This is a genomic window from Leptospira barantonii, from assembly GCF_002811925.1.
Lineage (GTDB): Bacteria > Spirochaetota > Leptospiria > Leptospirales > Leptospiraceae > Leptospira > Leptospira barantonii.
In genome coordinates this window covers 35,278-61,468 of the sequence record NZ_NPDS01000003.1, presented here as the reverse complement: position 1 = coordinate 61,468, position 26,191 = coordinate 35,278, and the positions used below count along the sequence as shown (strand labels likewise).

16 protein-coding genes are annotated in these 26,191 nt (G+C 40.1%); 12 read left to right on the top strand and 4 right to left on the bottom strand.

Going from position 1 to position 26,191, the window contains the following annotated elements; all coding sequences use genetic code 11:
• Window positions 1-15: 15 nt before the first annotated feature.
• Together CH367_RS08855 and CH367_RS08850 are read right to left on the bottom strand one after the other, a co-directional pair.
• Entirely contained in the window at window positions 16-1,431 is a 1,416-nt protein-coding gene (locus CH367_RS08855) for an SBBP repeat-containing protein (RefSeq protein ID WP_100762368.1), read from the bottom strand.
• A 38-nt stretch (window positions 1,432-1,469) separates the two neighbouring features.
• Window positions 1,470-2,381 (bottom strand): LA_3334 family protein, encoded by a 912-nt coding sequence (locus tag CH367_RS08850; protein WP_100762149.1) that lies wholly within the window; start codon window positions 2,379-2,381, stop codon window positions 1,470-1,472.
• A 294-nt stretch (window positions 2,382-2,675) separates the two neighbouring features.
• Between CH367_RS08850 and CH367_RS08845 the strand changes: the two genes are divergently transcribed.
• The 4 genes from CH367_RS08845 to CH367_RS08820 all read left to right on the top strand — a co-directional run bounded on the left by CH367_RS08845 (window position 2,676) and on the right by CH367_RS08820 (window position 13,114).
• Entirely contained in the window at window positions 2,676-9,509 is a 6,834-nt protein-coding gene (locus CH367_RS08845) for an RHS repeat-associated core domain-containing protein (protein WP_100762148.1), read from the top strand.
• A 793-nt stretch (window positions 9,510-10,302) separates the two neighbouring features.
• A complete protein-coding gene (locus CH367_RS08835; protein ID WP_100762146.1) occupies window positions 10,303-10,581 on the top strand; it encodes a hypothetical protein in 279 nt (92 codons plus the stop codon).
• Window positions 10,582-11,432: 851 nt separating this feature from the next.
• A complete protein-coding gene (locus CH367_RS08825) occupies window positions 11,433-12,281 on the top strand; it encodes a CPBP family intramembrane glutamic endopeptidase (protein WP_100762144.1) in 849 nt (282 codons plus the stop codon).
• Window positions 12,282-12,355: 74 nt separating this feature from the next.
• On the top strand, window positions 12,356-13,114 hold the full coding sequence (locus CH367_RS08820; RefSeq protein ID WP_208861984.1) for a Rossmann-fold NAD(P)-binding domain-containing protein: 759 nt from the start codon (window positions 12,356-12,358) through the stop codon (window positions 13,112-13,114).
• A 41-nt stretch (window positions 13,115-13,155) separates the two neighbouring features.
• On the opposite strand, the gene CH367_RS08815 is transcribed toward CH367_RS08820, so the two are convergent.
• The gene (locus CH367_RS08815; protein ID WP_125226108.1) at window positions 13,156-15,486 is read right to left on the bottom strand and encodes a PQQ-binding-like beta-propeller repeat protein; all 2,331 of its coding nucleotides are present in this window, start codon (window positions 15,484-15,486) and stop codon (window positions 13,156-13,158) included.
• A gap of 597 nt (window positions 15,487-16,083) precedes the next feature.
• On the opposite strand from CH367_RS08815, the gene CH367_RS08810 reads away from it, so the two are divergent.
• From CH367_RS08810 to CH367_RS08800, 3 genes are all read left to right on the top strand, one after another.
• On the top strand, window positions 16,084-17,337 hold the full coding sequence (locus tag CH367_RS08810; RefSeq protein WP_244284527.1) for a hypothetical protein: 1,254 nt from the start codon (window positions 16,084-16,086) through the stop codon (window positions 17,335-17,337).
• Window positions 17,338-17,385: 48 nt separating this feature from the next.
• Entirely contained in the window at window positions 17,386-18,351 is a 966-nt protein-coding gene (locus CH367_RS08805; protein ID WP_100762142.1) for an MBL fold metallo-hydrolase, read from the top strand.
• Between the two features lie 80 nt (window positions 18,352-18,431).
• Window positions 18,432-19,421, top strand: a complete 990-nt coding sequence (locus tag CH367_RS08800) for a cytochrome-c peroxidase (protein WP_100762141.1) — start codon at window positions 18,432-18,434, stop codon at window positions 19,419-19,421.
• A gap of 452 nt (window positions 19,422-19,873) precedes the next feature.
• Here the strand turns inward: CH367_RS08800 and CH367_RS08795 are convergent, their stop codons facing one another.
• Window positions 19,874-21,154: a citrate/2-methylcitrate synthase gene (locus tag CH367_RS08795; RefSeq protein ID WP_100762367.1), complete on the bottom strand. Its 1,281-nt coding sequence runs from the start codon at window positions 21,152-21,154 to the stop codon at window positions 19,874-19,876.
• Window positions 21,155-21,270: 116 nt separating this feature from the next.
• Between CH367_RS08795 and CH367_RS08790 the strand changes: the two genes are divergently transcribed.
• From CH367_RS08790 to CH367_RS08770, 5 genes are all read left to right on the top strand, one after another.
• Window positions 21,271-22,368: a helix-turn-helix domain-containing protein gene (locus CH367_RS08790; RefSeq protein ID WP_100762140.1), complete on the top strand. Its 1,098-nt coding sequence runs from the start codon at window positions 21,271-21,273 to the stop codon at window positions 22,366-22,368.
• A 94-nt stretch (window positions 22,369-22,462) separates the two neighbouring features.
• On the top strand, window positions 22,463-23,464 hold the full coding sequence (locus CH367_RS08785) for a M24 family metallopeptidase (protein ID WP_100762139.1): 1,002 nt from the start codon (window positions 22,463-22,465) through the stop codon (window positions 23,462-23,464).
• A 59-nt stretch (window positions 23,465-23,523) separates the two neighbouring features.
• Window positions 23,524-24,363, top strand: coding sequence for a metal-dependent hydrolase (locus CH367_RS08780; protein ID WP_100762138.1), 840 nt, complete (start codon window positions 23,524-23,526; stop codon window positions 24,361-24,363).
• Window positions 24,360-25,184 (top strand): SDR family NAD(P)-dependent oxidoreductase, encoded by an 825-nt coding sequence (locus tag CH367_RS08775; protein ID WP_100762137.1) that lies wholly within the window; start codon window positions 24,360-24,362, stop codon window positions 25,182-25,184. The genes CH367_RS08780 and CH367_RS08775 overlap by 4 nt, the downstream gene beginning before the upstream one ends.
• Before the next feature lie 9 nt (window positions 25,185-25,193).
• Window positions 25,194-26,180, top strand: coding sequence for an alpha/beta fold hydrolase (locus CH367_RS08770; RefSeq protein WP_244284526.1), 987 nt, complete (start codon window positions 25,194-25,196; stop codon window positions 26,178-26,180).
• Window positions 26,181-26,191: the final 11 nt, after the last annotated feature.

Below are 26,191 nucleotides of genomic sequence, written 5' to 3'. Positions count from 1 at the left end.
TGAAGATAGAGAATTTCATTGGTATTTTATTACGAACAGGTTTGATCCACTACCTGCAAGAGATTCCCCATTTAAAGGTCCATTTGTATAACCGGTTAAGTAAGGGTGTCCTTGAGGGTCGGTTGCGATTGAATAGGCTTCGGAAATATATCCTTTTTGTCCAGTAATTGAGGTCCAAATTTTGTTCCCACGAAAATCGTATTTAGTTAGGAATACATTACTTTTATCACTTGTCGGATCTGAATGGAGTTGATTGTCTAAATTGCCATTTGTGAAACCAGTTACATACAGTTCTTGGTCTTTTCCAACTTTGATTCCCATACCTGTAGAGGTCTTATTTGAAACTGCAAAGAGATTCCCAGTAAAGCCTACCTGACGGGTCCAAATTCGATTCCCACTACTATCAAATTTTATAATGAGCAAATCCAATACACCGCCAGATTTTATTTGATCGTCAATACTTCCGTTTGTAGATCCGGTGAGATAAATATTTCCAGACGAGTCTGTTGTAATACCATTTGAACGTGTATCCTTTCCAGCTGCTCCTGTTAGCTTCGTCCAAGCTTTATTCCCATTAGAATCGAATTGGATTAAGAAGGCATCGTTTGTTCCAGCAATAGCAATTCCATCCATAGTGGTCATATTACTACTTGTTAAACCAGTTAAGTAAATTTTTCCGTTGGGATCGCAAGCTATGCCAGTAGGTTTTGGACCGGCAAACAGCTTTGTCCATTGCTTTGTTCCGGAAGAGTTATACTTTACAATGAAATATCCGGCTCCACCGCCGGAAAAAGTTTGTCCATCCAGGCCACTTATTGATGTACCCGTTACATAGACATTTCCTATAGTATCTGTCGTTACTGATGAAGCGCTCGTGTAACCAGTTACGCCTAATAATCGGGTCCATTGTTTATTTCCATTGGAATCAAACTTAACAATGAAAAAATTACGATCGGCGAAATCAGGAGTTCCAAAGAATGCTTCTCCATCTAAAGCTCCATTTGTTTCTCCAACTGTATAGATATTCCCCGAAGAATCGGATATGATTCCGTACGCGATTGTTTGGTCTCCGGCGACTCCCATTAATCTAGTCCATTGCTTCGAACCTGAAGAGTTGTATTTCGTAATAAAAAGATCGTAAAAGCCTGTGATAACTTGGCCATCCACATTGCCACCTGCTTGCCCTGTTATATAAACATTACTATTCAAATCAGAAGTTATAGATTTAACTTGAACTCCTCCTGAGGTGCCTCCTAATATTCGAGTCCATTCTGGCTTCGGTCCTGGAAGACTGAAACCAGATAATAATTGTAAGAGAGAAAGTAACTCAAGATCACTCGACCCTTTTTTTTCATTTTTACAATTGGAAAATGCTCCGATCGTAATCAGAACTAATAATAGCTTACTAATTATTGATTTGATTTCGTTCATATCAATTTCCTTAAACATGATTTTAATGTTGGGTAGAATCATAAGATCAATAAAGCTCCGAATTCAATACCAGCATTGCAGACTTGACCAGTGGATTCAAAAATGCAAGTTGAACGAATTCCGGTTCGAAACACAACCGATCTGATTTGTAGGCCTTGCCATCCGATTTCAAAATAAACTGCTGGATTCGTTCCCGAAAGTTTCTGGCCGTTGCCGGAATATTGTACGGTCGATGAACCGATTCCAATATTAGAATAGAAATCCCAGATTAAACTTTCTCCAATGCGATATGAGCGATTGAAGTAAAAGAACTGATTTAGAAAAGTGTAATTCGATATATTCGAGTTGGATACTTGATATTCTAAGCGAATTCCTGGTCTAAATTTAAGTAGTTCAAAGAAAGCGGGTTCTAAATAAAATGCGCCGCCGAAGGTAGCCGGATTAGAAGCTCCAAGCGGAGAGCCATTCGCTAATGCTTGAATGGAGAATCCAATTTTGTGATTCCAGTTTTTATCACCTGTGTTTAAATACTTAGGATTTAAAACAGGATTGAGAGTTTCGGGTGCATCGGAAGATCGAATCTTGTTCTTATCTATATGTATAAAGCCTAGATCAGTTTTGATCATCAATTCCTTATCTGAATCTTCAGCGACAATGCCCTTGATGGTGCTACCGTCCTTTAATTGGAAAGAAGTGTAGTGATAAGAGGTGTCTGATCCATTTTTTGTAGGATCGATTGAAGCAAGATCCTTCCTCGGAATTTCATAACTCTTTTCCTTCCAAAGGAATTTTACTCGAATGTCGGATTCTTCTTGGAGTTTACCAATGAACGCTGAGCCGTCCTTCAGGATGATTTCTGCGGGATCAATCGTTGAGGTGCCAAACCATGAGGAAAATAGAAGAAGAGCAAATAACGTGCTTTTACGAGAGGAAAACTGGTAGTTGAACATAATTTAAGGAACTTATATGAGACAATTTAACTTATGAATTTCCTTAATTCGCAATTAAAAGGAATAAGCTAAGCCTATTAATGCGAAAAGGGATTCGATAAGTCAAAAACTCACCTAAAGGGTTATAGTCAAGTGAATCTAAACGACAGACAATGAAATTATGAATAAAGTAATGTATTTGAAAATAAATGAAAATATATTTGATAAAAGTATGTCGAAAAATCATTGACTCAAGCTGCTTAAAAAAGTCTCACTATGATACATTCAGACTCTTTTTAGGAAGCCAGTTATAAAATGAAATTTAACTCACCGATTTTTACCCGTGTAAGTATTCTTAAAGTTGTTCTCGCTCTCATAATTGCTTTTTCAAGTATCGCCGCTTTTCCATTTTTACAGATGTTCTCTCTTTCTGGTCCAAGTTCGGAAACGGGGATTCCCCAGCCTCTTCCTGAGATAGTCGTTGATTCTTTCGGAGCCTTGAATGCTTCCATTCCGATTCAAGTTCCCAAAGGAACCAAAGACGTAACTCCATCCATTGAGTTGCAGTATAATTCTTTTCAAAACGACGGATTGGTGGGTGGCGGTTGGGATCTATCAGGTATCTTAACGATTTCAATCGATCCATCAAAAGGAATTCACAATGATGGAAATGATGCTTATGTTAGCTTTGCTGGTAAGTTAATTCAAACTTCGAGTAATGTTTATCATACTAAAATTGAATCGTTTTTCCAATTTAAGAAATTATCCGATTCTTGGGTAGCTCAGGATCGCAATGGTACAAGTTATTATTTTGGGGAAGACGCTTCGACCGAAAACCCTAATTCAAATGCAACAATTCGAAACCTAAGCGGGAATTCCAGAATATGGGCCCTCAATCGTGTGAGAGATTTGCATGGTAATGGTTACAGTATAAAATATCAACCTTATAGTTCTTCAAACGGAACGCCAATCCCAGATAGAATCGAATACAACCAAGGTAATACAGTCATTCTATTTGAAATTGAAGATCGGACTGATGCGGTAGAATCTAATTTCTTGAATATCCAAGCTAAGTTGACGAAGAGAATTCGATCAATCTCTGTTACACAAAAACAAGACAATGGATCTGTCGTTGAAGCAGAGAGATATATGCTTACTTATGATAATAATCTATTTGATAAAAAAAATCGGCTTGCGGGTGTAGATCGTAAAAACTACGGACCCATTGCGTTCAATTATAATAACGATTCACCGACAGCTGGCTCCACATCGAAGTCCTCTCCTTCGGCGATCGACATGAGTTATCGTTTCGAAAACTCGTCTATCAAGTCGGATTGTGATTTTGCAGCTTTAGTATGCGCTTGTTCCGCCGATGCGACTTGTATGGCCGTCTCAGGTGGATTTGCTGGGTTGGCTTGCTGGGGTTATATGGATTCCATTGGCGATATGTGTGTTAACGGAATGGTAGGGTCTCAGACCTTCCTCGCAACTTTTGATCCCAAGAAAGCCCCCGAGCCAGTATGGATTTCAGGTAATAAAAAGAGCAACCAACTTGTACGCTATGATAGCTCCAATCCCGGTGCGACATCGCCGATCGGTGGAAAGACGTTTACTTTCAATGAAAAGTCGAAAGTTTTTCAGGGAGACATTGATGGGGATCTTATCTCAGACTTTGTTGCATTAGAGAATGATAATTTAGAATTAAATGTAAGTCTAAGTTTAACTGGTGCGAATTTTAATCCAATTAGTATTTCGACAATTCTAAAATCCAATCCAAATTCCTATCAAGGGCTTGTTGATCTCAATGCGGATGGGAAGAGTGATTTTATTCAAACTGATACTTCTAATAATTTCCTAATCTATTTGGCAACGGGCGGAAGCTTAAGTATAAATCCGATCGTGCTTAGTATTCCAGGAATTGGTTCTTCCTTTCGGCAATTTGTCGATATGGACAATGATGGAATTGCTGATTACGTTAGAATGACGGATAATCCAGATGGAAGTAAAAATTTAAGTATTTCTTTTCTACGATATAGTGGCGGGAGCTTTTCTGTTAGGACAACTACATCCAGTTATATTGGTGTGGCGGGAACGGAAGGGGATCGATTTCTTTCTGATTCCAATGGAGACGGCTATTTAGATCTAATTACATTCTCAGCTGATAATAATCTCTATGTTTATTTATCCGACGGTCATGTTGTAAGATCTCCATTAGCTTTTCCTGTTAGTTATACGACGCCTTATTACGAAGTATCAAGTAGTATTGCAAACAGTAAACGCTATTCGATGCGCGACATGAATTGGGATGGTGCTGCAGATCGAATTTCATTGGTCAATAATGGTTTTCAAATTGACCTATATAATCCATCTACTTCGTCTTTTGATACAACTTTCGAAGTGTCCAATGATGGGACCCAGGTTAAGCAGTTTGATGTGAACTGGGACGGTACTTTAGATTCTGTTTCGTTCTATACATTCTTTTTTAATGGAACTGGCTTTCACGTAAAGAATGGTTCTGATGATAGCAACACAGACGTTGTCTTTGATTATAACGAAACGGTTCCAGTTCCACCAAATCCGGCGTTGATGGCATCGGATAGCGCTAAAGTTTATAGTAACTTTGTGAATACTAAAACATTTGCCGATGTAGATGGAGATGCGAAGGCAGATTTTATCCGTTTTCAAAGTGGAACTATTTATGTTTCTTATTCTCGTAGTAAAAACAATGGTCTCTTTTATTCAAATGGGGGAGACGTTAGTTTCCAGGCGGCTTCTTTTTCAGTTGCAATGGATACGAATCTGGATGGACGCTCCGATTTTATTGGTTTCAGGGGGTCGATGCGAAATTTAGTCAATGATACTTTTGTCAATAATCTTCATTCATTTGAAAGGAACCAAACAGCTCATAGTAATGCTTTGAATATTGATTATGTTGAGCCTTCTTATTCCAAGAAAATTTCTCAAGGGCTCCTTACTGAAATATCAAGCATACAAGAAAAAGGAATTCAAATTAATTATGCGAATACCTATGATTCATCAAATTCAAGTGTGGTGAATGCAATTAATACGAGTTCGATAGGCGCATTCTTGAAGCCAAATTTAACTTCATATTCTGTAGCGACGAACGTATATACTCAGGTTGCCGATGGTCTCGGGGAATCGGAGTCTTATGTTTTTGAAAACGGAAGAACTTATATTCAAGATCAAGATAATCGTTCAATGATGGGTTTTGCAAAAATTACAATATCGGAGACCCTGACTGGAAGAAAAAATATTAGCCAGTACCAAGGCGCTAACCCTAATTTCGTCGGAATTGAAACTAAACGCGATGAGTATCTTAATAACCAATTAATCTCAACGGCAACTTTCGTTTACGGACAGGTTAGTAGTCCATTCGGGACAATAAATATTCGTAAAAATCAAGATATTTCGACCAAATATCAGAACGGAGCAGCTCTATCTACTCTGCAAGCGGATTATACATATGATGCTTACAATAACGTTCTTTCTAAGGTTATACAAATCGATGCAGATACTTCTCTAACTTTGAGAGAAGATTCTACCTATTTTGTATCTCTATCAGATTGGGTTTTAGGGGAGGTTGCCCAGTTTCAGAAATCGCAAGGCGGAAATTTGAGTTCTCAAACTGAGTTCGTATATTCCAATCATTTGATCACCGATCGAAAAACTTTGATTAAGCCTTCGACAACGGAATATGCTGTACAAACTTTCCTTTCTTATGATAGTTTTGGAAATCCAACGTCGATTCGAGATCCGAATGGTAATATTTCCTTGTTGGAATATGATGCAATTACCCACAATTACATTACAAAAACTACAGATTCTACGGGCTTACAAACGAGTCGAATTTATGATTATATTTTTGGAAAAGAACTTTCGGCCATCGATGCGAATGGTAATCGATCAGAAAATCTTTATGATTATTTTGGAAGACTGATTGGAGTTAAATATTCCGGTGAATCGGACTGGTCTGAAGTTGTTGAATACATTCAAACTGGAAGCCCGGCAGGAGAAAAAGTTAAACGAACAATTCATGATTTAAAAACTGGCGATTCATGGACACAGGAATCGCATGATGCTTTCGGTAGAACAATTAAAACGGAAAAATTAATCGCGGATGCAATTGTCTTTTCCCAAGATACCGTCTTTAATTCAAATGGCTCTATAAGGAGTAAGAATGAGCCTTACCTTGGAACTGCACCCTTTTTAACAACCGTCTATACTTATGATACTGAAAATAATGTGGTAAAAAGTTCCGATACTTCAGGCAAAATAACTGATATTAGTTATTCGGGATATGATACGACAACGATCGTGAGTGTGAATGGAACCCAAATTGATTCTTTAACTGAAACTAAAAATCAACTGAATCAAGTTTTGTCTAAGGTGAGGAATGGGAAAACAATAAAATACAGCTACAATCCACAAGGGTCGATTGCTAAGATCACTGATCCACAAGGGTTGAATACTGTTATTTCTTATGATCTACTTGGAAATAAACTAAATCAAACAAATCCTGATACTGGTGTTACGACTTTCATAAACTCTCCAACGGGCACTGTGTTAGAACAAAGAAATGCGAATGGATCATTCAGCACTTATCAATATGACTCTGCTGATCGTTTGACTAAAATAATAGGTCATCATTCTAACGGAACAACGCAGAGTGTACAATTTACTTATGATGAATCATCCTCAGGTAATGGGAAAGGTAAACTTACTTCTGTGATGGACTCTATTGGAAAAACGGAGTTTCAATACGATACAAGAGGCAATCAAACTAAAATAAAGAAAACCTTAAACCAAGAAGATTTAACTCTTATCTTCTTGAAAGATTATGATCTTGGAAATCGAGTCACTTCAGTTACATATCCAGATGGCACTGTAATTCACAATAATTACACTGTTAGCGGTTATCTAACATCAGTTACAATGGATACTGCGGATGGAAGTAGTATTGGGCATTCCGTTGTGAATTACGCGGGGCCACTAATGGAAGGCGGAAAATTTAAAGTCTTAAGAAATGTCGGAAATGGGGTACAAACAAATATTTATTTTGATCCTATTTTTAGAAGACCGACTGAAGTAATTAGCGGTTTAGATTCGGATATTTACGAAAGTTTGAAATATGAATATGATTTGGCAGGAAATATTACAAAAATTGAAGACCTGCGAAATCCTGGGAGAACTCAAATCTTTCAATATGATCAATTTAATCGTATAGTAAATTCAAACGGAAAATATGGAACTGAGGAATATCAATATTCTGACGACGGAAATTTAATTAAAAAGGGCGCAAATAATTATTCTTATAGCGGTGCTAATTCTCACGCAGTTACACAGATTAATTCTCCGCAAGGAAATCAACTTTATTCATATGATAACTCCGGCTTAATGACGAATAGAGATGGGGATACTTTAGAATATGATCCGATGGGAAAGCTTCAGAGAATTTTGACAAAAGATAGTGAGGTGATGACCTTTGATTATGATTATAAAGGTTCTCGCTTAAGAAAGAGCAAACAATCTGATTCATCAAGTGTAATTAGCATTGATGGTTTATATGAAATTAGTTTTCGACCTGGCTTTACTCCTCTCCATACAATTTATATTAAAGGTATTGAAGATGAAGTAGTCGCGCAAATTGGTCTTCAAAATGTAAGTCTATTGTCAGATGCTAATTTTTCATCAAAGGAAACAGAGTTTGCTGCATTTGCTTTAAGCCCTAAAGATTCGATTTGCAAAGGGATATCGATTGATTGTTTGCAATATTTTAAAAATCGTATTGTAAGCGAAGCGAATTATCCTATAGCCTTACGTTGGGTATTTGATATTAGGGATGGTAAAATTGGGAATAAATTCCGATTAGGAATCCTGTCATTGTTCGGGGTCTTCGTTATCTGTTTCGTTGGTTGGGTTTTATATGGAACTCCTAAGTTTAGGAATTTGAAGCCAATTGATGCAGGTGTGACCCCTATTTTAATTCTCAGTGTATTCATGAGTTTTAATTTCTTTTCTTGCGGGATTCTGCCGGGAACAGGAAGTAAAAATGGAGACCCTCCTTGGATAGCGTTACCCTCGACGATTCCTGTTGACACTCCTTCTGTATCCAATCCTGGTACTAGTGGTGGATCTAACTTAGGTGGAAGTCCGGTTCCTGGAATGATTTTTTTTCATCCGAATCATTTAGGCTCTATCACTATGGCGACAAACGGAGTAGGAAAACCTATTTCAGGTGGCTCGGCCATTGGAACCAGCTATGTTTCTTATAAGCCCTATGGGGAAATTTTAAGAACTGATTCTTATGGACCAGATGCCTTTCGATACAAATATTCAGGGCAAGAAGAAGATAAAGAAACAGGCTTACTTTTTTACAAATCGAGGTATTATGACCCTAACTTAGGAAGATTTCTACAAGCAGATTCGCATTTAGATTCTGAAAGCATAGTTGGAAGCAATTTATTTATGTATGTCAATGGCAATCCGATGCAATACAATGATCCGACTGGGAATAATGCATGGATTCATATGTTTAATCGTATAGTCGGTCATATGCTTGGTAAGAGTTTTGGAAAGAGTGGTCTCAATAAAATAGGTCATAATTTTTCACATGGAATTTATAATTCGATGGCTAAAGCTTCGAATTGGATAGCTGCACGAGTATCTGTAAAAAGCTGGCTTAGGCCCATCATTAGAGATAAAATGGTTAAGGATAGCCAAAAGACTTTTATACGTCAAACAGCAAGGGAAATTCAGAACTTAGCAATATGGACCGTCGCTACCGGAAATTATCAGATGGGGCAAACAATATTTAACGAAATTCTTTTGCCATCAATACAAAACGGCATTATTACGAACTGGGTTATTTTGCCGATTGCGGCTAATTTTCTAACGAATCAAGTCGGATCGCATTTGAACGAGATCGTAACTTCTTCTTCGGCAGCAGGTATTTTAACCGGTAGCGCCTGGGTTGGAGGACTTGTTTTAACATATCGAGTAACAACGCTTGCAATTCATTACTATAATATGTATCGAGATTTTGCTAAATTTCAAGAGTTGAATAAGAATGTAAGTACATTAACGTGTTTGGAAAAAAACAAGAGTAATAGCGCAATATGTTTTCTATGAAAAAAATCTTCACTTACTTTTATCTAACTCCTCTTCTACTGGTACTTTACTGTGCTGGTATTGGGGGAGACCAGATTAGTGGAAACGAAGATTTTAAAGAGCGATTTGAAACTACACTTAAGAGTAAATTACTATCCTGTAACATTTTGGATTCGAGTCTGAGCAATTATAGCATCTTACTGACAAAGAATAGCTCAACGAACCCGTTGTCTTTTCTCGGGCCGAGTTCTTATTATACGCAAAAAGATATAGATTTTTGTTTGAAGACTTTGATTTCTACCCCATGCGGATCAAACATTCAAGAATTTCTTTTGAATCATTCCCTGAATACTTTGATGTATTGTCGTCCTGAAAGGGCGTGTCTATTCGATAGAAGCCATTTTGGACAAGGCATGTGGTGTGTGAGATAGTAATTTTAGAAAACAATCCTCTATTTGTGATTCTACGATGAATTTGAATTCATATTCTTTTGAATATTGAGGCAATAAATAAAATTTTCATCGAATCTCTATAGACTGCTTTTATAAAATACTTAATGCGATCATTTAAAAGTTCTTTATTCATTCTGATACTTGTGATCACTTTTCTGACTTGCCTTCCGATGCGACGTATCGAATCCTACGGGGATAGGCAAGTTGATCTTGTCCTTTCCCTCAGTAATGAAGAGCTTTTCGCTAAATTCATAATAAAACACTATTATTATTTGAATCAATGACATTACAAGGCTGAGCTTGATTTTCTATCCCATACTCCAGCTATTATCAATAAAATAGAAATAATCCGAGACGGGAAAATGGAAGAGGTTCAAATTGTTAAGAAGCTTCCAATTCGGGCAATGGGGAGGACAAATCTATTGTCTGAAAAAATAGAAATCGCTATGACTGAAGAAATGCTTAAAAGTTTTATCAAGGATAATTCGTTAGTTCTTAATGTAGTGAGTCAATATAGATTAGGGACGATTACTTTGAGAGAGGATTCTATCAACTTAATTAGAGAATACATTTTCGAAATTGATAAGAGGCATCAGATAGAGGTGAATTGGAAATTAATCAGAATAAGAAAAGATTTTTAGATTTCTTTAACATTCTTAGGAATAGATGTAAAATGAAGGAAAGTTAGATGAAAAAATTATTTTTAATTTTTCTAATCTTTAGCTTTGCACATTGCTCGGATAAAGATTTAGGAAAAAAAGAAAATGCGAACTCCACTGATTGCGCCCTAGGATATATAGCTTGTCTTAGTCAGCATCAAACGTGTTCCGATAATTGTTTCACGAATAAACCTCCTACAATGACATCTGAACAATATTGCGCCTCTCAACTTTTAGCAGTATGCACAGAAAATTCTCTTTAGTCGCCGTATTTATTATGCTGAACAAAACCTGTCAGCCTGAGTCGAAAAAGATCGAAGACTGTAAGAAAACTGAAATTCAAACCAAATTCTGTTTTGATAGTATATCTTTGACAATTGCTGAGCGATTGTTGGTTAGCCAAATAAGAAATTCTGAAAAATTATTATTTTCATATCAGGATTAATTGTAATTTAACGTATCTTCAATGCTTCGAAGCGATTTTGTAAAATATTTCGTGAATTGTTCGAATGGAATTGATAAGAAAGCAGGTTCGAATTGTATCTGAAGTTAAAAATTAAAAATGTTGGTATTTAGAGACGGGCGCTTGACGATATTTGTAATCAACGCTTATGGTGAAAACCCAAACAACCTTAGAGTAAAATTTGTTGCAGTCATATCTCGAAGAGGTTTCCAGAAACTTGAAATCGAATAGATATAGGACATGAACTTGTTGTGAATGGACAAATCGGATATTTTTTAAAAAAATAATTACTATAATTCTGATATTTCGGGTTCGTGATTGGTGGCAATATGTCGATAGTCCGGGATTATAGTACTCCGAAGGAGACAGGGTGTATCCAAAAATTAAAAATGTAATCTACGTTACTTTATCATTCCTTATTGTTCAGTTTATTATCGCTCTGGTTAGCATTAGGGTCAGAAATTCTGCATTTTCTGAATGGGCTTCGAGTTACTCTTTATTGGGTTTAAGCAGTATCAGTTGTCTTCTATTCTCTTTTTATGCAATGAAGAGAAGTCAGATTAATCTTAAAGAGTTGTTAGTTATGAAAGTAAATTCTTCTAACTTCTTATTCGCTTCCTTACTAATTGCATTTGCATTGCATATTCTCGGAGCTTTTCTATCCGGTTTGATTTTGAGAAAAAGTGCTATATCGCAAGAAGTAGTAACAAGTTTTGTAACGAATGCGCCAAAGGACAATGTACAAGAAAATATGATTTTCCTCTATTTTACAACTATCGTATTAGCCCCTTTTTCTGAAGAAATATATTTTCGCGGATTTATATTTTGGGGATTGTTGAAGAATTACTCATTCCGAATTTCACTATTCGTTTCATCTATTCTATTTGCATTTGTTCATATTAATCCTTCGCAAATGCCAGGCGCAATTCTAATTGGGTTATTTTCCGGTTTTGTTTTATATAGGAGCAAAAATATACTTTTTTCTATCTTAGTTCATTTAACTTACAACACCCTTGTTTTTGTCCTTCCATTTCTTATCATCAATTTAGGTCTGCACAGTGAAAATTATTTTCATCTTAAGGTAGGTTGGTACACAATTGATTTGATTGATTTTTTAGGTTTTGTTTCGATTCTAATCGGTCTTCCTTTATTTCTAAAGTTTGATAAAAGATTGAAAGACGAATTCAATATTCCTGAAACAAGTAGAAGTTATCTTTAAAATTGCTATCACCGATCAAAATGCATGTGAGTATTAAGGTGTCCCAAAAGTTTTGAAGTTATAAAGGAAATATTATGAAAGTAATTATCACAGGTACAACAGGTATGGTAGGAGAAGGCGTTCTCCTAGAATGTCTGCAGAATCCAGAAGTTACCGAAATTTTGAGTGTAAGTCGAAATCCAATTGGCATTTCTCATCGGAAACTAAAGGAACTTATTATACCCGATTTTTCCAAATTACCTGAAAATGATAAAAGGTTAACCGGCTATGATGCCTGTTTCTATTGTGCGGGGATAAGTAGCTATGGTAAAACGGAAGAAGAATACCGACATATTACGTATGATACAACTTTGGCATTTGCTAAGGCTTTAAAGCCTAATTCTAAATTGACCTTTATCTATGTTAGTGGCGGTGGAACCGATAGTTCTGAAAAAGGGCGTTCCATGTGGGCTAGAGTAAAGGGTAAAACCGAAAATGACTTATTTAAACTTCCGTTTAAACAAGCATTTGGATTCCGGGTAGGCATTATGGAGCCAATTGAAGGTCAGAAGAGAGTCTTAGGATATTACGGTTACGTTTCTTGGCTTTTCCCTCTAATTAGAATTGTCTTACCAAAAATCATAAACAAGATGCAAGAGGTAGGTCAGGCTATGATCTACCTTACAAAAAATGGATATGAGAAGAGTGTAATAAAAGTAGAAGACGTTACAATTCTATCGAGACAAAGAGGTGTTAACGCCAGAGTGATCTTCCTTTTAATTTTGCATACAGTCTTTCAATATCAGTCGTTCTTAGAAGAATCGAGAATGACATTATTTAATTTGATGGCTTAAATCTTTATCGATTTGACTTAATTCTAACTTTAAAGCGAGTTTTATTGTGGCGAACTCGCTTTAGGGATTCTCGATATAGATCTGTGTTCTTCATCAAACGTTTTCCAGAATTGGCCACTCACAAAAATATCATTTTGAAAATCCGGCGAGAATAAAATGGAATCAACCGGTCCATTTGGATTCGGTAACCAATTTCTAATAGGTTCGGAAGAGGATTTTTTAAATGCAGTTAAGTTTTGAATTATCCTATCACTTGAATAAAATTGTCCGCCCACATAGAGTTGCGAATTGTAAAATTTTAAACTTGATATGGAGGATGAATTTGGATCGGCACAAATATTCGGATTCCAATCTTGAACAGTCGAATCATATAGATTTATTGCTGCTAAATTTGATCTTTTGTTGCCGGATACATCGCTAAAATGTCCACCAATATAAAGGTCAGAATCGATTGTTTCCATTGCCTTAACTTCAGTGTAAGTCTGACCTCCGGTTACTGCAGGGTTCCAATCTAATACTCGTCCTGTAGATAAGTCTACTGCTCCTATATTAGAACGAAAGGATTCGTTTAACTGACTGAATTGCCCGCCGATGTATAAATTTTCGTTAACGATTTTGATTACGCTAACAACGGAGTTCGTTTCTGCTTTCCAGTTTTTTACAGTGCCGCTTGATTCTTCTACAGCCGCTAAATTGTTTCTTGGAATTCCGTTTACTTGATTAAAAAAGCCGCCGAAGTAAACGACTCCATCTTTCACATCTATAGAAAGAACGCTGTGCGGATTTTCCGCATAGCTTGCATTTGCTTTCCAAGAAAGTACTCCCCCGGTCTCCGGATCAATGGCGGCTATTCGTTCCCTTTGATATGCACCTATTTTATCAAAAGTTCCGCCGACATAAATTCGGCTATCCGTTGCAAACATCGTTAGGATAAAGCTATCCGAAACAGGCTGCCAATCCGTTACGGTACCAGTAATCACATCTAAGGCAGCCAGGTTACTTCTTACTTTTCCTCCCACGCTCGAAAAAAAACCTCCAAGTCCCAATCGTTCGTTGTCCGTTGCGATCGCTAAAATGTAATTATCTAACTTTGGATGCCAATTCGTTAACTGAAAGTCATTTAAACTGTAAGCGGCACCATAGAGCCTCGTCTTTGAATTGATTGTTTTAAAGCTTCCGCCAACGTACAAGATATTTTCATGTAATTTTAGAGCATAAATGCTTCCATTCGGGTCTGGGTTCCAAGCCAAGGGAACGCCTGTTTGTGCATTAATAGCGGCAAGATATGGAAGCGATTGTCCTGCCACTTGAAAAAAACCGCCGCCAATAAAGACGATTCCGTTGGCAACTTCTACTTCTTCCACTGTACCGCTTGCGACCGGATTCCAATTTTTTAGTTCCGACGTAATCCTGTCAATGGCGGCTAAGCATACTCTTTCCTCAGATCCAACTTTAACGAACGAGCCTCCAATGTATGCGATGGATCCCTCCACCTCGAGATCAAAAACGGCTCCCCCATTATTTCCAGAAACAATTGGTGCCCAAGGATTGAGGCGATTCGTTCGCAAGTCAATGGACGCAAGATTTGATCTCGTTGCATTTTGAACGTTTACAAAAGATCCAGCTATATATAAAGTCGATTCCAATCTGCGAAAATTCTGTACCAAGGTTAAGTCGCTAACATAGTAACCTTGAGTGTCAAAATTCCAATTTTCATCAGCTTGGCCCATTGTTAAATCAAGCTTTGCTAAATTGCGGACATTCATTCCACCGATACTAAAGAAACTCCCTCCTACATAAAGATTCGATTGATAGACTACCATACTTTTGATTCCGGAACCGGAAGGCATTTGGGCGTCCCATTTTTCATCCCATGAATTATCCGGGTTAATGTGTATTAACCCGGGTCGATTTACTCCATTAACCTTTTCTAAATATCCTCCGACAAACCAACCTCCTTTTCCGTCGGAGACGATTGCCTCGATTTGCCCTTCTATGTATGGAAATTCGGGAAGAACATTCCCATCAGTATTTACTACAGCAAAATGTCCGGTTTCAGGTCCTACGTAATCAAAGAATCCCCCGATATAAAGAGTTTTGCCTTTTAAGACAGTTGAAAAAACGCGGCCATTTGTCACATAAAGGTCGTTTTTATTTCGGATAAAATTTGATGTAAATTGATTCCTTCCGATATTGACTAGATTAAAAATATTTAAATTATCCAAAGAGCCATTCGTTAGGGTTTCTTTATTTGAATGCGGATTACATCCAAATAAAAATAGTAATAATAAAATTTTAAGAAATAACTTATTTATCATTTTGAATCCTCTTTCCATTTTTATTGTAGCCTTGACTAATAATGATGCTTTCAATTGAAGCTTCAAAGAAGCTAAAGTTATAAGAGGTCTATCGATTATATTTGATTGTTTTTTTAGATATGGCAGGGTCTGGAGGGACGATTCTTTTAGTTTCTTGCTCCTTAATTATACTTTAAGACTCGATTGATAATTGATACGAAATACTTAAACTTATGTGAATGTGATTGTTATTGAAGACAGCTTAATAGTACGAGCAGAAAGTTTATTTGACTATAAATAGTTTTTTTTATGGGGTTCCGTCTTTATAAGGTCTTTCCGAAGAGATCGATAGTAAATTAGACGGTCATCCGTTCCTTTTAAGCGTTATAACACGATAGTCTTTGCAATCCGCTCTCCTTTTTTAAACCAGCGTCATAAACGACGGTGTTTTCTAGCAACCTCTATAGTAATAATATCGACGATCGTAAAACTGAGTAAAAATTTGTAGGAAAGAGGAAGGGTATTTTTCATTTACTACGCTAATTCGTTTAAGAAGCCGAAGAGAAAGAACTGAGTCGGACAGGTGCGAAAAGAATCTTCCGATCTGATTTGGAGTAAACCCTCGATATTTTTAGTTGACTTTGACTATGACAAATGTTAAGTATTTCGGTCATGTCAGGTGCATATTCCTTTCTTACATTTCGCACAACGCCCAATTTCGACTCCAACCCGTTTCTTCGCAACGTCCTTGGAGCCAAGATTTCCACGGCTCATGTAAGATGCGGAAAACTACAATCTATACCACCGTCCTCACTGTCCAAATCACCTAAATCAAAATCGCTCACTGCCAAAGATCGCTTTAATCTAAAATTCCCTCACTTAAACACCGACTATTACACTCAAATCACTAAGAACTTATTATCTACCCTTTATCCTAAGAACTGTCCTGACTGTAAAATTCCTCTGACTAAGGAAGTTTCCACGAGAGAGAACGTAATTCGTTGTCCAGAGTGTAATCACTTAGATTCAAGAACTTCTGGAACATTTTTAGAACATTTAAAATTACCGTTGTGGGTGTTCTCTTATTTACTGATTGAATCGATTGAACTGTTTCCATTAGGTTTATCTGCTTCTGCGATCTGTAGAAAATTATCTGTATCTAAGAATACTGGAACGTTACTCAAAAGACGACTTCAAATCTTTTGTAGTGATTTGATTCCATTGATTCAAGACGAGATGGTAAAGGATCTGAGAAAAGCATGGAAAGGTAAGAAATTGCCTGAAACAGGTGATTTAAAGCCTTTTATTGAAGGTAAACCAGTAGTTCATACGGATACGTTAGCACTATTCTCAGCTTCTCAAAGAGCCAATGGATATCGGAAACGATTTAAACACAAAGGTCAAACTGCTTCTATTTATTTAACCGATTCGGTTGCTGAAGAGAAGGGTAAGTATCAGATCGGAACTCTCTGTCATACACTTGCTATTAAGGGTGGTCCTGTTCTTCTTTCTTCCGTTCCTGATCAAAAGCAAAAGAGCCTTCAACCTCTATTTGATTTCTTACCAGAGGATGTTCCATTGTTTTCCGATGAGGGAATACCTTGGATGGAACGATACAACAAGAATTTCCGAAGCATCAATCATTCAGCTCGTGCTAAAGATGGTAAGAGAAATGTGTGGGCGCGGAATCGTTGGAGTAGAGATGGGATTCACAATCAGGTCAGCGAAGGGAATCAGAGAAGTATTAAGCAATCATTCTTAGCTTCTTACAGTTATTTCAAACCAGAGAACAGCATTTTGTATCTGAATGAGTATTCAGCTTTGAAAGGAATTCGAGTCTATGGTTTAGAAAGACTCGTTGGAAAGAAAAAGTTAGAGAAATTTGCGGAATGTAGGAAAGGGATTTGTAGATTAAACTTTGCCTGATTTTGTTTGGGTGCGCCGAGGTCCGACTTTACGACAAGGAGAATTCGTATGCCGCCTTACGAGAAGGAAGTCTTTCCGGGTTTATTCACCATCGATTGCGATTACATATCGCCCGGAGTCGCTTGCGCCTATCTGATCGTGGAAGGCGAAGAAGCGGCCTTTGTGGAAAACAACACCAACCACGCGGTTCCCATTCTTTTGGAAGAATTGAAAAACGCCGGACGTAAACCCGAGGACGTAAAATACATCATCGTAACTCATGTTCATCTCGATCACGCGGGCGGAACGGGGCTGTTGGCAAAACATTGCCCGAACGCGATCGTTCTCGCGCATCCGAAAGCCGCGACACATCTCATCAATCCCATAAGGCTCGTTCAAAGTTCCATCCAGGTTTACGGAGAGGAAAACTTTAAGAAGTTATACGGAGAAATTCTTCCCGTAGATCAACAAAGGGTGAAAAGTCCCGAAGACGGAGAAGAGATTCGGTGGGGAAAAAGAACATTAAAGTTTTATTATACAAGAGGACATGCGAATCATCATTTCTGCATATACGATTCCTTGAGCAACGGAATCTTCACGGGGGATTCGTTTGGACTCGGATACAAGGATTTCGCGACCGGTAAAAGTCCGGTTTTATATCCTTCCACAACTCCGACCGATTTCGATTCGGAAGAAGCGATGAATACTGTGGACAAAATTCTTTCCACGGGCGCGGACAAAGCGTATCTTACGCACTTCGGAGTTTGGAACGACATGGAATCCGGCGCGCGTCAGATGAAACAGGGTTTGCACGCGATGCAGAATATTCTTTCCTCCGGAGAAAGATCCGGATTGGAAGGGGAACCGCTTCTCGAATTCTGCACGGGAAGAATCAGGGCTTATTTGGAAAGGGAACTTTCCACGCAGGGAGTGAAACTCGGAGAAAAGGAGGAGATGTTGCTCGGGTTTGATTCTAAAATCAACGCCCAAGGTTTGGTCTTTCAGATTGAACGGAAAAAACGTAAGAAAGTCTGAAAAAGAATTGTTTTTTAGAATGATTCTAAATAAGATCTTGTTTTAGAATCATTCTAAAGTAATAGAGAGAGGAACTGGTTATGAAACAATCTACAGTGGGGTTGCTTTCCCTAGCGCTCCTGGGAAGCGTATTGGTGTCCTGTGGACCGTCGGAGAAGACGAAAAAGCTCATCGATGATTCCAAGAAAGTCTTCGGGACGATTCCCGACAAAATGCCGGGTGGAGAAGCCGATACCCCGGAATTGGTTCAGTTGGGTGAAAAGTTATACTTTGAAAAGAGGCTTTCGGCGAACGATACGCAGGCTTGTAATTCCTGTCATAACGTTGTCGGTAAAGCGGCCGGGGTGGATAATCTTCCGACTTCTCCCGGAGCCTTTGGGAAGAATGGAGACAGAAATTCTCCTACCGTTTTAAACGCGGGCTTTCACGTCGCTCAGTTCTGGGACGGAAGAGCGAAGGATTTGAAAGAACAAGCCAAGGGGCCGATTTTGAATCCGGTGGAAATGGCTATGCCATCCGCGGCCGAAGTCGAAAAGAAAATCTCCGCGATCGCGGAATACAAGGACCTTTTTGCAAAGGCTTATCCTAAGGATTCAAATCCGATCACTTATGAAAATCTTGCGGGCGCCATCGCGGCTTTCGAAAGAACTCTAAAAACTCAGGATCGATTTGACGAATTTCAAAAAGGCGATCACAAGGCGCTTTCCTCGGAAGAGCAGGAAGGTTTGGAAAAATTCTTAGCCACCGGTTGTACCGCTTGTCATATCGGACCTCTTTTGGGTGGGAACTCCTTCCGAAAACTCGGCCAGGTCAATCCGTATGAAAATACCGTAGACAAGGGTCGCCAATCCCTCACGAAAAACGCCGCTGACGCTTTTGTGTTTAAAGTTCCGTCTCTTAGAAATATAGCGATCACCGGTCCGTATTTCCACGACGGAAAAGTCGCAACCCTGGAAGAAGCGGTCAAGAAAATGGCTCACCTTCAACTCGGGAAGGATCTTTCGGATTCCGATACAAAGTCGATCGTAACTTTCTTGAAGGCGTTGACCGATAAGAACCGGTCTAATTAACTGGACTTACAGAATTGAAACCTATTCAGCCGGCGGTTGCTAACGCGATTAGCCGGTCTTTTTTTGTACTCTTAGTCCCGCCGATTTTTTCGTTTTTGGAAAGAATGTAGGAACTCCCTCGAAATCCTGCAAAGTCTTGTGGAGCTCCCGCGAAGTCTCATGGAACTCTTTTGAAGTTCGCAGAGATTTGTATGAGTTCCTATATTTATGTTCTCATTGCACTTATCGCAGGAATCCGAAAATCCCCCAACGCTCGAACATTCCCCTAAAAATGTAGGAACTACTTCGTTTTCGAAAAATTCTCCCGTTCCGTACGCAGTTTGTGGGAACTCTTACAAATCCCCGAAGCACAAAAAAACCCGAGAGAAAACTCTCGGCTCTTTCCCTTGCGTATTATTCCGCCGGTGCGAGCCGATGTTTCCATCTCGGGTTCTCGAATTTGAAAACGAAAATTATCTTTCCGAAAGCGGAATGTATTTCCGACCGATTTCTCCGGTGTAAACTTGTTTCGGACGAGCCTTGCTGTAATTACCGGAAACGCGTTGTTCTCTCCAGTGCGCTAGCCAGCCCGGAAGTTTTCCGATGACCTGCATCGCTGTGAACAATTCTTTCGGAATTCCGAGAGAATTAAAAATCACCGCGCTGTAGAACTCGAGGTTCGGATATAACTTTTGATTGATGTAATATTCATCATTCTGCATATACTCGTCGATCTTAAGGGCGACTTCCGCGATCGGATTCACTGGATGTTTTTTGTAAAAGTCGTGGAAAAGTTTTCCCGCGATGATCGCTCTTTTACTTTTCGAGTCGTATGCCTTGTGACCGAAACCGTTCGAGAAAAGTCTTTCCGAATCCCCTTTGAATTTTTCGAAATATTCGGGAACCGATTTTCTGGATTTGATGATGTCTTCGATAAGCCCGACCGCGGCAACCTGACGTCCGCCTTCTCTCGAACCCCAGAGCGCGTTGATCGCGGACGAGATGGAAGCGAACAAGTTCGCCTGAGTGGAACCGATCACCTGAACCGTCGTGTTGGAAACGTTTTGTTCGTGATCCGCGTAAAGAATCCAAAGCTGATTTAGAATACGATCCACTTCTTCCGTAGGAACAAAGTCCTTGGAAGGAATGGAAAACAACATATATAAAAAGTTCGTACAATAAGGATGTTTATCCAAAGGATAAACGAACGGCTCGCCTACGATCTTTTTATAGGAGAATGCCGCGATCGTTCTGATCTTCGCGAGAAGTCTCGCGGAATGATCGATTCCTTTGTCTAAGGATTCTTCGTATTCTTCCGGATAATAACTGGAAAGGGATGTGACCATCACCGAAAGAACCGCGAGAGGATGTCCCTTTCCCGGAAATCCGTCGAAGAGATTGATCATGTCTTCGTGAATCAAAGAGTGTCTGGAAAGTTTGAGGGAGAATTCCTTGAGTTGTTGTTCGGTGGGAAGTTTTCCGTAGATCAAAAGATAACTGGTTTCGACGAACGTGGAATGTTGAACTAGATCGGCGACGTCGTAACCGCGATAGTGAAGTTCTCCCGAATCGGGATCTCTTCTGGAAATGCGGCTCACGGCATAAGCGGTATTAAAAAAGCCCGGATCGTAGGAAATGAGCCCCGTCTTCTGATGAAGCTCACGAATATCGATTCCTTTTTTTCCATCGGTTCCGGAGATCAACGGGAACTGATAGGATTTTTCCCCAACTTTGATTTCAATGAATTCACTCATACCGATAGGGAACCTCAGAGAATGGTACGCGTCAATACTTCTAATTTTGCGAGAGTCGATTTTTCCCGTTTCTTCTGGACAAAACTTCCGGGTGGGCTTTCCTTCTCCCATTTCCCATGAGCGCACTCAACCCATCGGATCCGATCTGGTTCGGTCTTCATTTTATAATTCAACTTGGTCCGGCGTATTGTATTCTCCTTTTTTTCACGGAGTTAGCCAAACACAAACGGGGAGAAGGATTTTCCGGAATGTTTTTGCTCGCGCTCATCATGGCCTCCGCGGAATCCAGGATCGGTTTTGTGCAGATGCCCGGAACCGCATCCTATCCGTTTCTCTGGATATTTTTCTTTTCCTCTTTGCTCGCGATGGGACCCGCGCTTCTTCTTGTGGTGGGGAGAATGCTCCGCTTCAGTCTCGACGACAAGATCCCACTCAAGAGACATTTTATACCGGCGTATGTCGCGTTTTTCGGAGAATTGATTTTCTTTCTTTCTCCTTTCGAGGGAAAGTCGGAACTCATCGCGGATGCGTTTGTTCATCGAGGAAAAAATCCAGTTTCTCTTTTGATCGGAATCGGATATGTCCATCTAACTCTGTATTGTATCTACTCGGTTTATCTTTTTTGGAAGGCCTTTAAGGAAATCGACATTCATCTTTCGAGACTTGCTTCTTCTATGCTTTTGGTTACGATCGGTTCGATCCAATTATCCGGGATCGGATTTTATCTCGACGTCCCCGGCTTATTCGCATTCGCTTCGGTGCTGATGACCTTGGGGAACGGACTCGTTTTTGTTTTCACCGCGAGATATCCGAACTTCTTCGAATCTCTCAAGTCGGAACTACAGCAGAAACGATACGAAAAAACCCAGCTCGGCGGAATCAACTTGGACGCGATCAAACTTCGTCTCAACGAGTTGATGGAAGAAGAAAGGTCGTATCGAGACGAGGAGATTCGAATGCAGGATCTTGCCGAAAAACTTCTGATCACACCGCATCAGCTTTCTAGAATTCTCAACGAAAGTTACGGCAAAAATTTCAACGAGTTCATCAACGGATACAGAGTCATCGAGGCTAAAAAGATTCTTTTGGAAGAACCGGAAAAGACGATTCTTTCCATCGGATTCGAAGTCGGGTTCAATACGAAATCGACCTTCAACGCTCAATTCCTCAAAATCGCGGGAATGACTCCGGCGGAATGGAGAAAAAAATCCTAAAAATCGGTCGGAAATCATAAGATCGGACGATCACTCGTGTAACATGCGCTACAATTCTTTTCGATAAACCGTTTGCGGTTCTATCGGAGGGAGAATGTCTCGAGAATATTATTCGTCCTTGGACCTGGATGATTTCAAGAATGTGCAAAAACTTGCATATGATGCCGTGGAGTGGGTGCGCGAAAGACTCACCGTGGGAATGACCGAAAAAACGGCGGCGTCCTTGATCGATTCTTACATCCGTGAAAGAGGAGGAAAGAATTTCTTTCATTACGGTTTCGCGTGGTTCGGAGATAGAACCTGCTTCCGAGGTTTTCGAAGACCTCTTACCTTCAAAGCGATCGGCGGCGACGGGATTCTTCCCCATTTCGGTTTCGCGTTTCAACCCTCCGATCGTAAACTCAAGGAAGGAATGGCGGTCATCCTCGATGTTGCGCCTAACGTGAAAGGTGTTACCGCCGACGTCGGATATTCTTTTGCGTTCGGAAAAAATCCCGCCGTAGAACAAGGCCGCAACGACTTAAAAGGATTCAGATCCCTCATTTTGGAATTGGTCCGCGCCGAAAGATCGATGGGAGAAATCTATCGCAGTTGCAACGATCTCATCGCCGACCTCGGTTATTCAAACTGTCATACATTGTATCCCAACGGAGTTCTCGGTCATAAGGTCGGCCGTGTTCCCGGATGGAAAGTTCCGGGTGGAAGGGTTTTGGGATTTCCGCCTCAAACGTTTTTATATCTCGTTCCTCAAATCCTAAAAGGATTCTTATCACCTAACAAGAATTCGTCGCCTCTTTGGGGAGAATTCACGAAGACCCGAGTCGACGCCGGGCTCTGGGCCGTGGAACCTCATATCGGAAAATTCTACAAAGGCGCGCAAGCCGAAGAGAGTTTCGGAGTGAAGTGGGAAGAAATTCTCGTGGTGAGCGATTCGGACGCGTATTGGTTGGACGAGAATCTTCCTCACGTTCGTTATTGGGAAGAATCTTCCCCCAAGAAAAACAAAAAAGTCTCCGTCGCCCCGTTGCCTCGAACCAAAACGAAAGCAAAAGAGAAGACGAAAAAATCTTCCAAGGTTCGAGTTGGTGCGGCTTGAGACTTTGAAATGAAAGTAAATCAGAATATACGAATATACAAAACGGATTTGAAAACGATATGAATCAAACGAACGTCCTTGAAAAATCGGATTATCCGGTTCGAAAACCCAGGTTTCAATTTTCGGATAACGTTCCGAAACATTGGTGCGGAGACAACGCTTCCTTAACGCACGTTTTGAACGCGTGGACCATTCTTTTTCCGGAAGGGGAAAAGTATTTTATCAGAACGATTCAGAAATACATTCCTCAACTGAAAGAAGGAAAGGTAAAACGGAACGCGATCGCGTTTGTGGGCCAAGAAGCGCAACACGCCGGAGAACATAAGAAGTTTTGGCAAAACCTAAAGGATCAAGGATATAAGTTCGAAGGTTTTATGAACTTCGTGGTTTGGTTCGCGTTCGGACTTTTGGAAAAACTATTCTCCCAAAAGATGAACATGGCCGCGGTCGCGGGTTTGGAACATTACACTTCTCTTGTGGCCGATCTCGGATTGAGAAGCGGACTTTTAAAACAAGCGCATCCGGAAATGAGAAGACTTTTCGAATGGCACGCCGCGGAAGAATTGGAACACAAGTCGGCGGCCTTCGACGTTCTGAAGGAAGTGACGCAGAGTTATTGGATTCGTATCATCGGAATGAGCATCGCATCCACGATCTTTTTCGCCTTTACGTTTTCCGCGGTTCTGATCTTTCTTTGGCAGGACGGACTTTTGTTCCGCTGGAAAACCAGAAAGGAATTGTTTAAGCTTATGATTTCGGAAGAGAAGGTTCTCCCTTTGACCGTGATCGCGGCCTTGAAGTACTTTCGGTTTTCGTTTCATCCCGATCAGGAAGACAACTTATACTTAGCGAAAGAAATTTTTTCATCACAAGAACACCAATACAGAGAAGCAATATGAGCAAATTGAAAGATAAGACGATTCTAATCACCGGCGCGAACGGCGGATTCGGAAGAGAATTGACGAAACAACTTTTGGAAAAGGGAGCGAACGTGATTCTCACCGATCTCAAAGCTCCGAACACGGACGCGGATTTTTATCTGCACAGAAGATGGGACGAAAACGGAAAGAACGGTTTTAATCCCAAGTTCGTTGGAAAGATTCTCGGTAGTTTTTCCGGCGATCTTCAAACTCAAGAAGGTTGTAAGGACGTATATCAGAATACTCTAAAGCTTTCCTCCAAGGGTGTGGACGTGTTGATCAACAACGCGGGGCTCGCGTTTAAGGGCGGGCTTTTGGATGTTCCCGATAAAAATTGGAATCTGATTCTCGACGTGAATCTTTACGCGCCGATTCATCTGAGTCGTTTGTTCGTTCCGGCGATGCTCGAAAGAAAACAAGGACAGATCGTAAATCTTTCCTCGGTAGCGGGACAGGTTGCGCCGGGTGAACTGATCTTTTATTCGATTTCTAAATTCGGAATTCGCGCGATGGGCGAAGCGATGGACGCGGATCTTCGTAAAAAGGGAATCGCGGTGACGAACGTGTATCCGTTTTTTGCGGACACCGGAATTTTGAAATCGCAACAGTTCGGAAAACAACAAGACGTTCCTAAGTCGATTGTAGACAGCCCGGTCGCGGTCGTAAAGGCGATCGTAAACGGAATGGAAAAAAGAAAACTGCACGTCTTTCCGGGAATCAAATCCAAGACGATCAGTTTCTTCAACCGTATGACTCCGAATATCGTACATAAGATGACGAGCCTAAGCGATCGATTCTGATCCGTTACGATGTCTCTTAACAAAATCGAAGGAAAACCGATGATCGCTTTGTATCCGACAAAAAGAAAAACCTCGAAAAAAATTGATACGGAATCCCGTTTTAAAACGACATTCGTTCGAAACGGAAATCTGAATCTTTTTCTAAAATACAATACGACCGCGGAAGAAAGGCCGGATCGGGAAACGATTCTTTTTGTTCACGGTTATCCGGACGAACATTCGACTTGGGATCGCCAGCTCGAATTACTTTCGGAAGAATTCAACGTGGGCGCGTTCGATCTGAGGGGCGCCGGAGATTCCAGCAAACCCTCGGAACAAAAGGCTTACAACGCTCGGGAAATTTTTAAGGATTTCGAAGCGGTGATTCGTTTTTTAGGAAACGGAAAACCGATTCATCTCGTCGCTCACGATTGGGGGGCATTGTTGTCCTGGGCCTATGTGGGGGATTTTGAATATTCCAAAAACATTCTTTCCTACACCGCGATGGGCGGTCCGCATCCGATACTTGCAAGAAACTTAATGTTTAAATACTTCTTCAGTTTGAATCCGAAGAAGATGTGGTTGGCCTTGCGACAATCCGTCATGTCCTGGTATATCGTGTTTTTCCAGATCCCTTGGTTGCCCGGATTTTTGATGAGAAGATTGGCGCTTCCGGTTTGGAAGTATCTGATGTATGCCGCCGAAATTCCGAAAGAGGATCCGATGCGAACGTTTACAAAAGAACAGATTCTCAAAAGCGCGATCCATCCGATGAACTTATATAGGGAACTGATCCGAGGAAAATTATATCCGACTCCGAAACGGATCGAGGTTCCGGTTCGAGTTTTGATACCCTTAAGAGATATGGCGATCAGTCCGGAATGTTACGATTCTCACCGAGCGGTTTGCGATTCCTTGGAATTTTATCCGGTCGATTCCAATCATTGGATTCAAAAGGAACATCCGAATCTTGTGAGCGATCAAATTCGGAATTTCGTTCTTCGAAACGCGGGATAACCGCGTTTCCA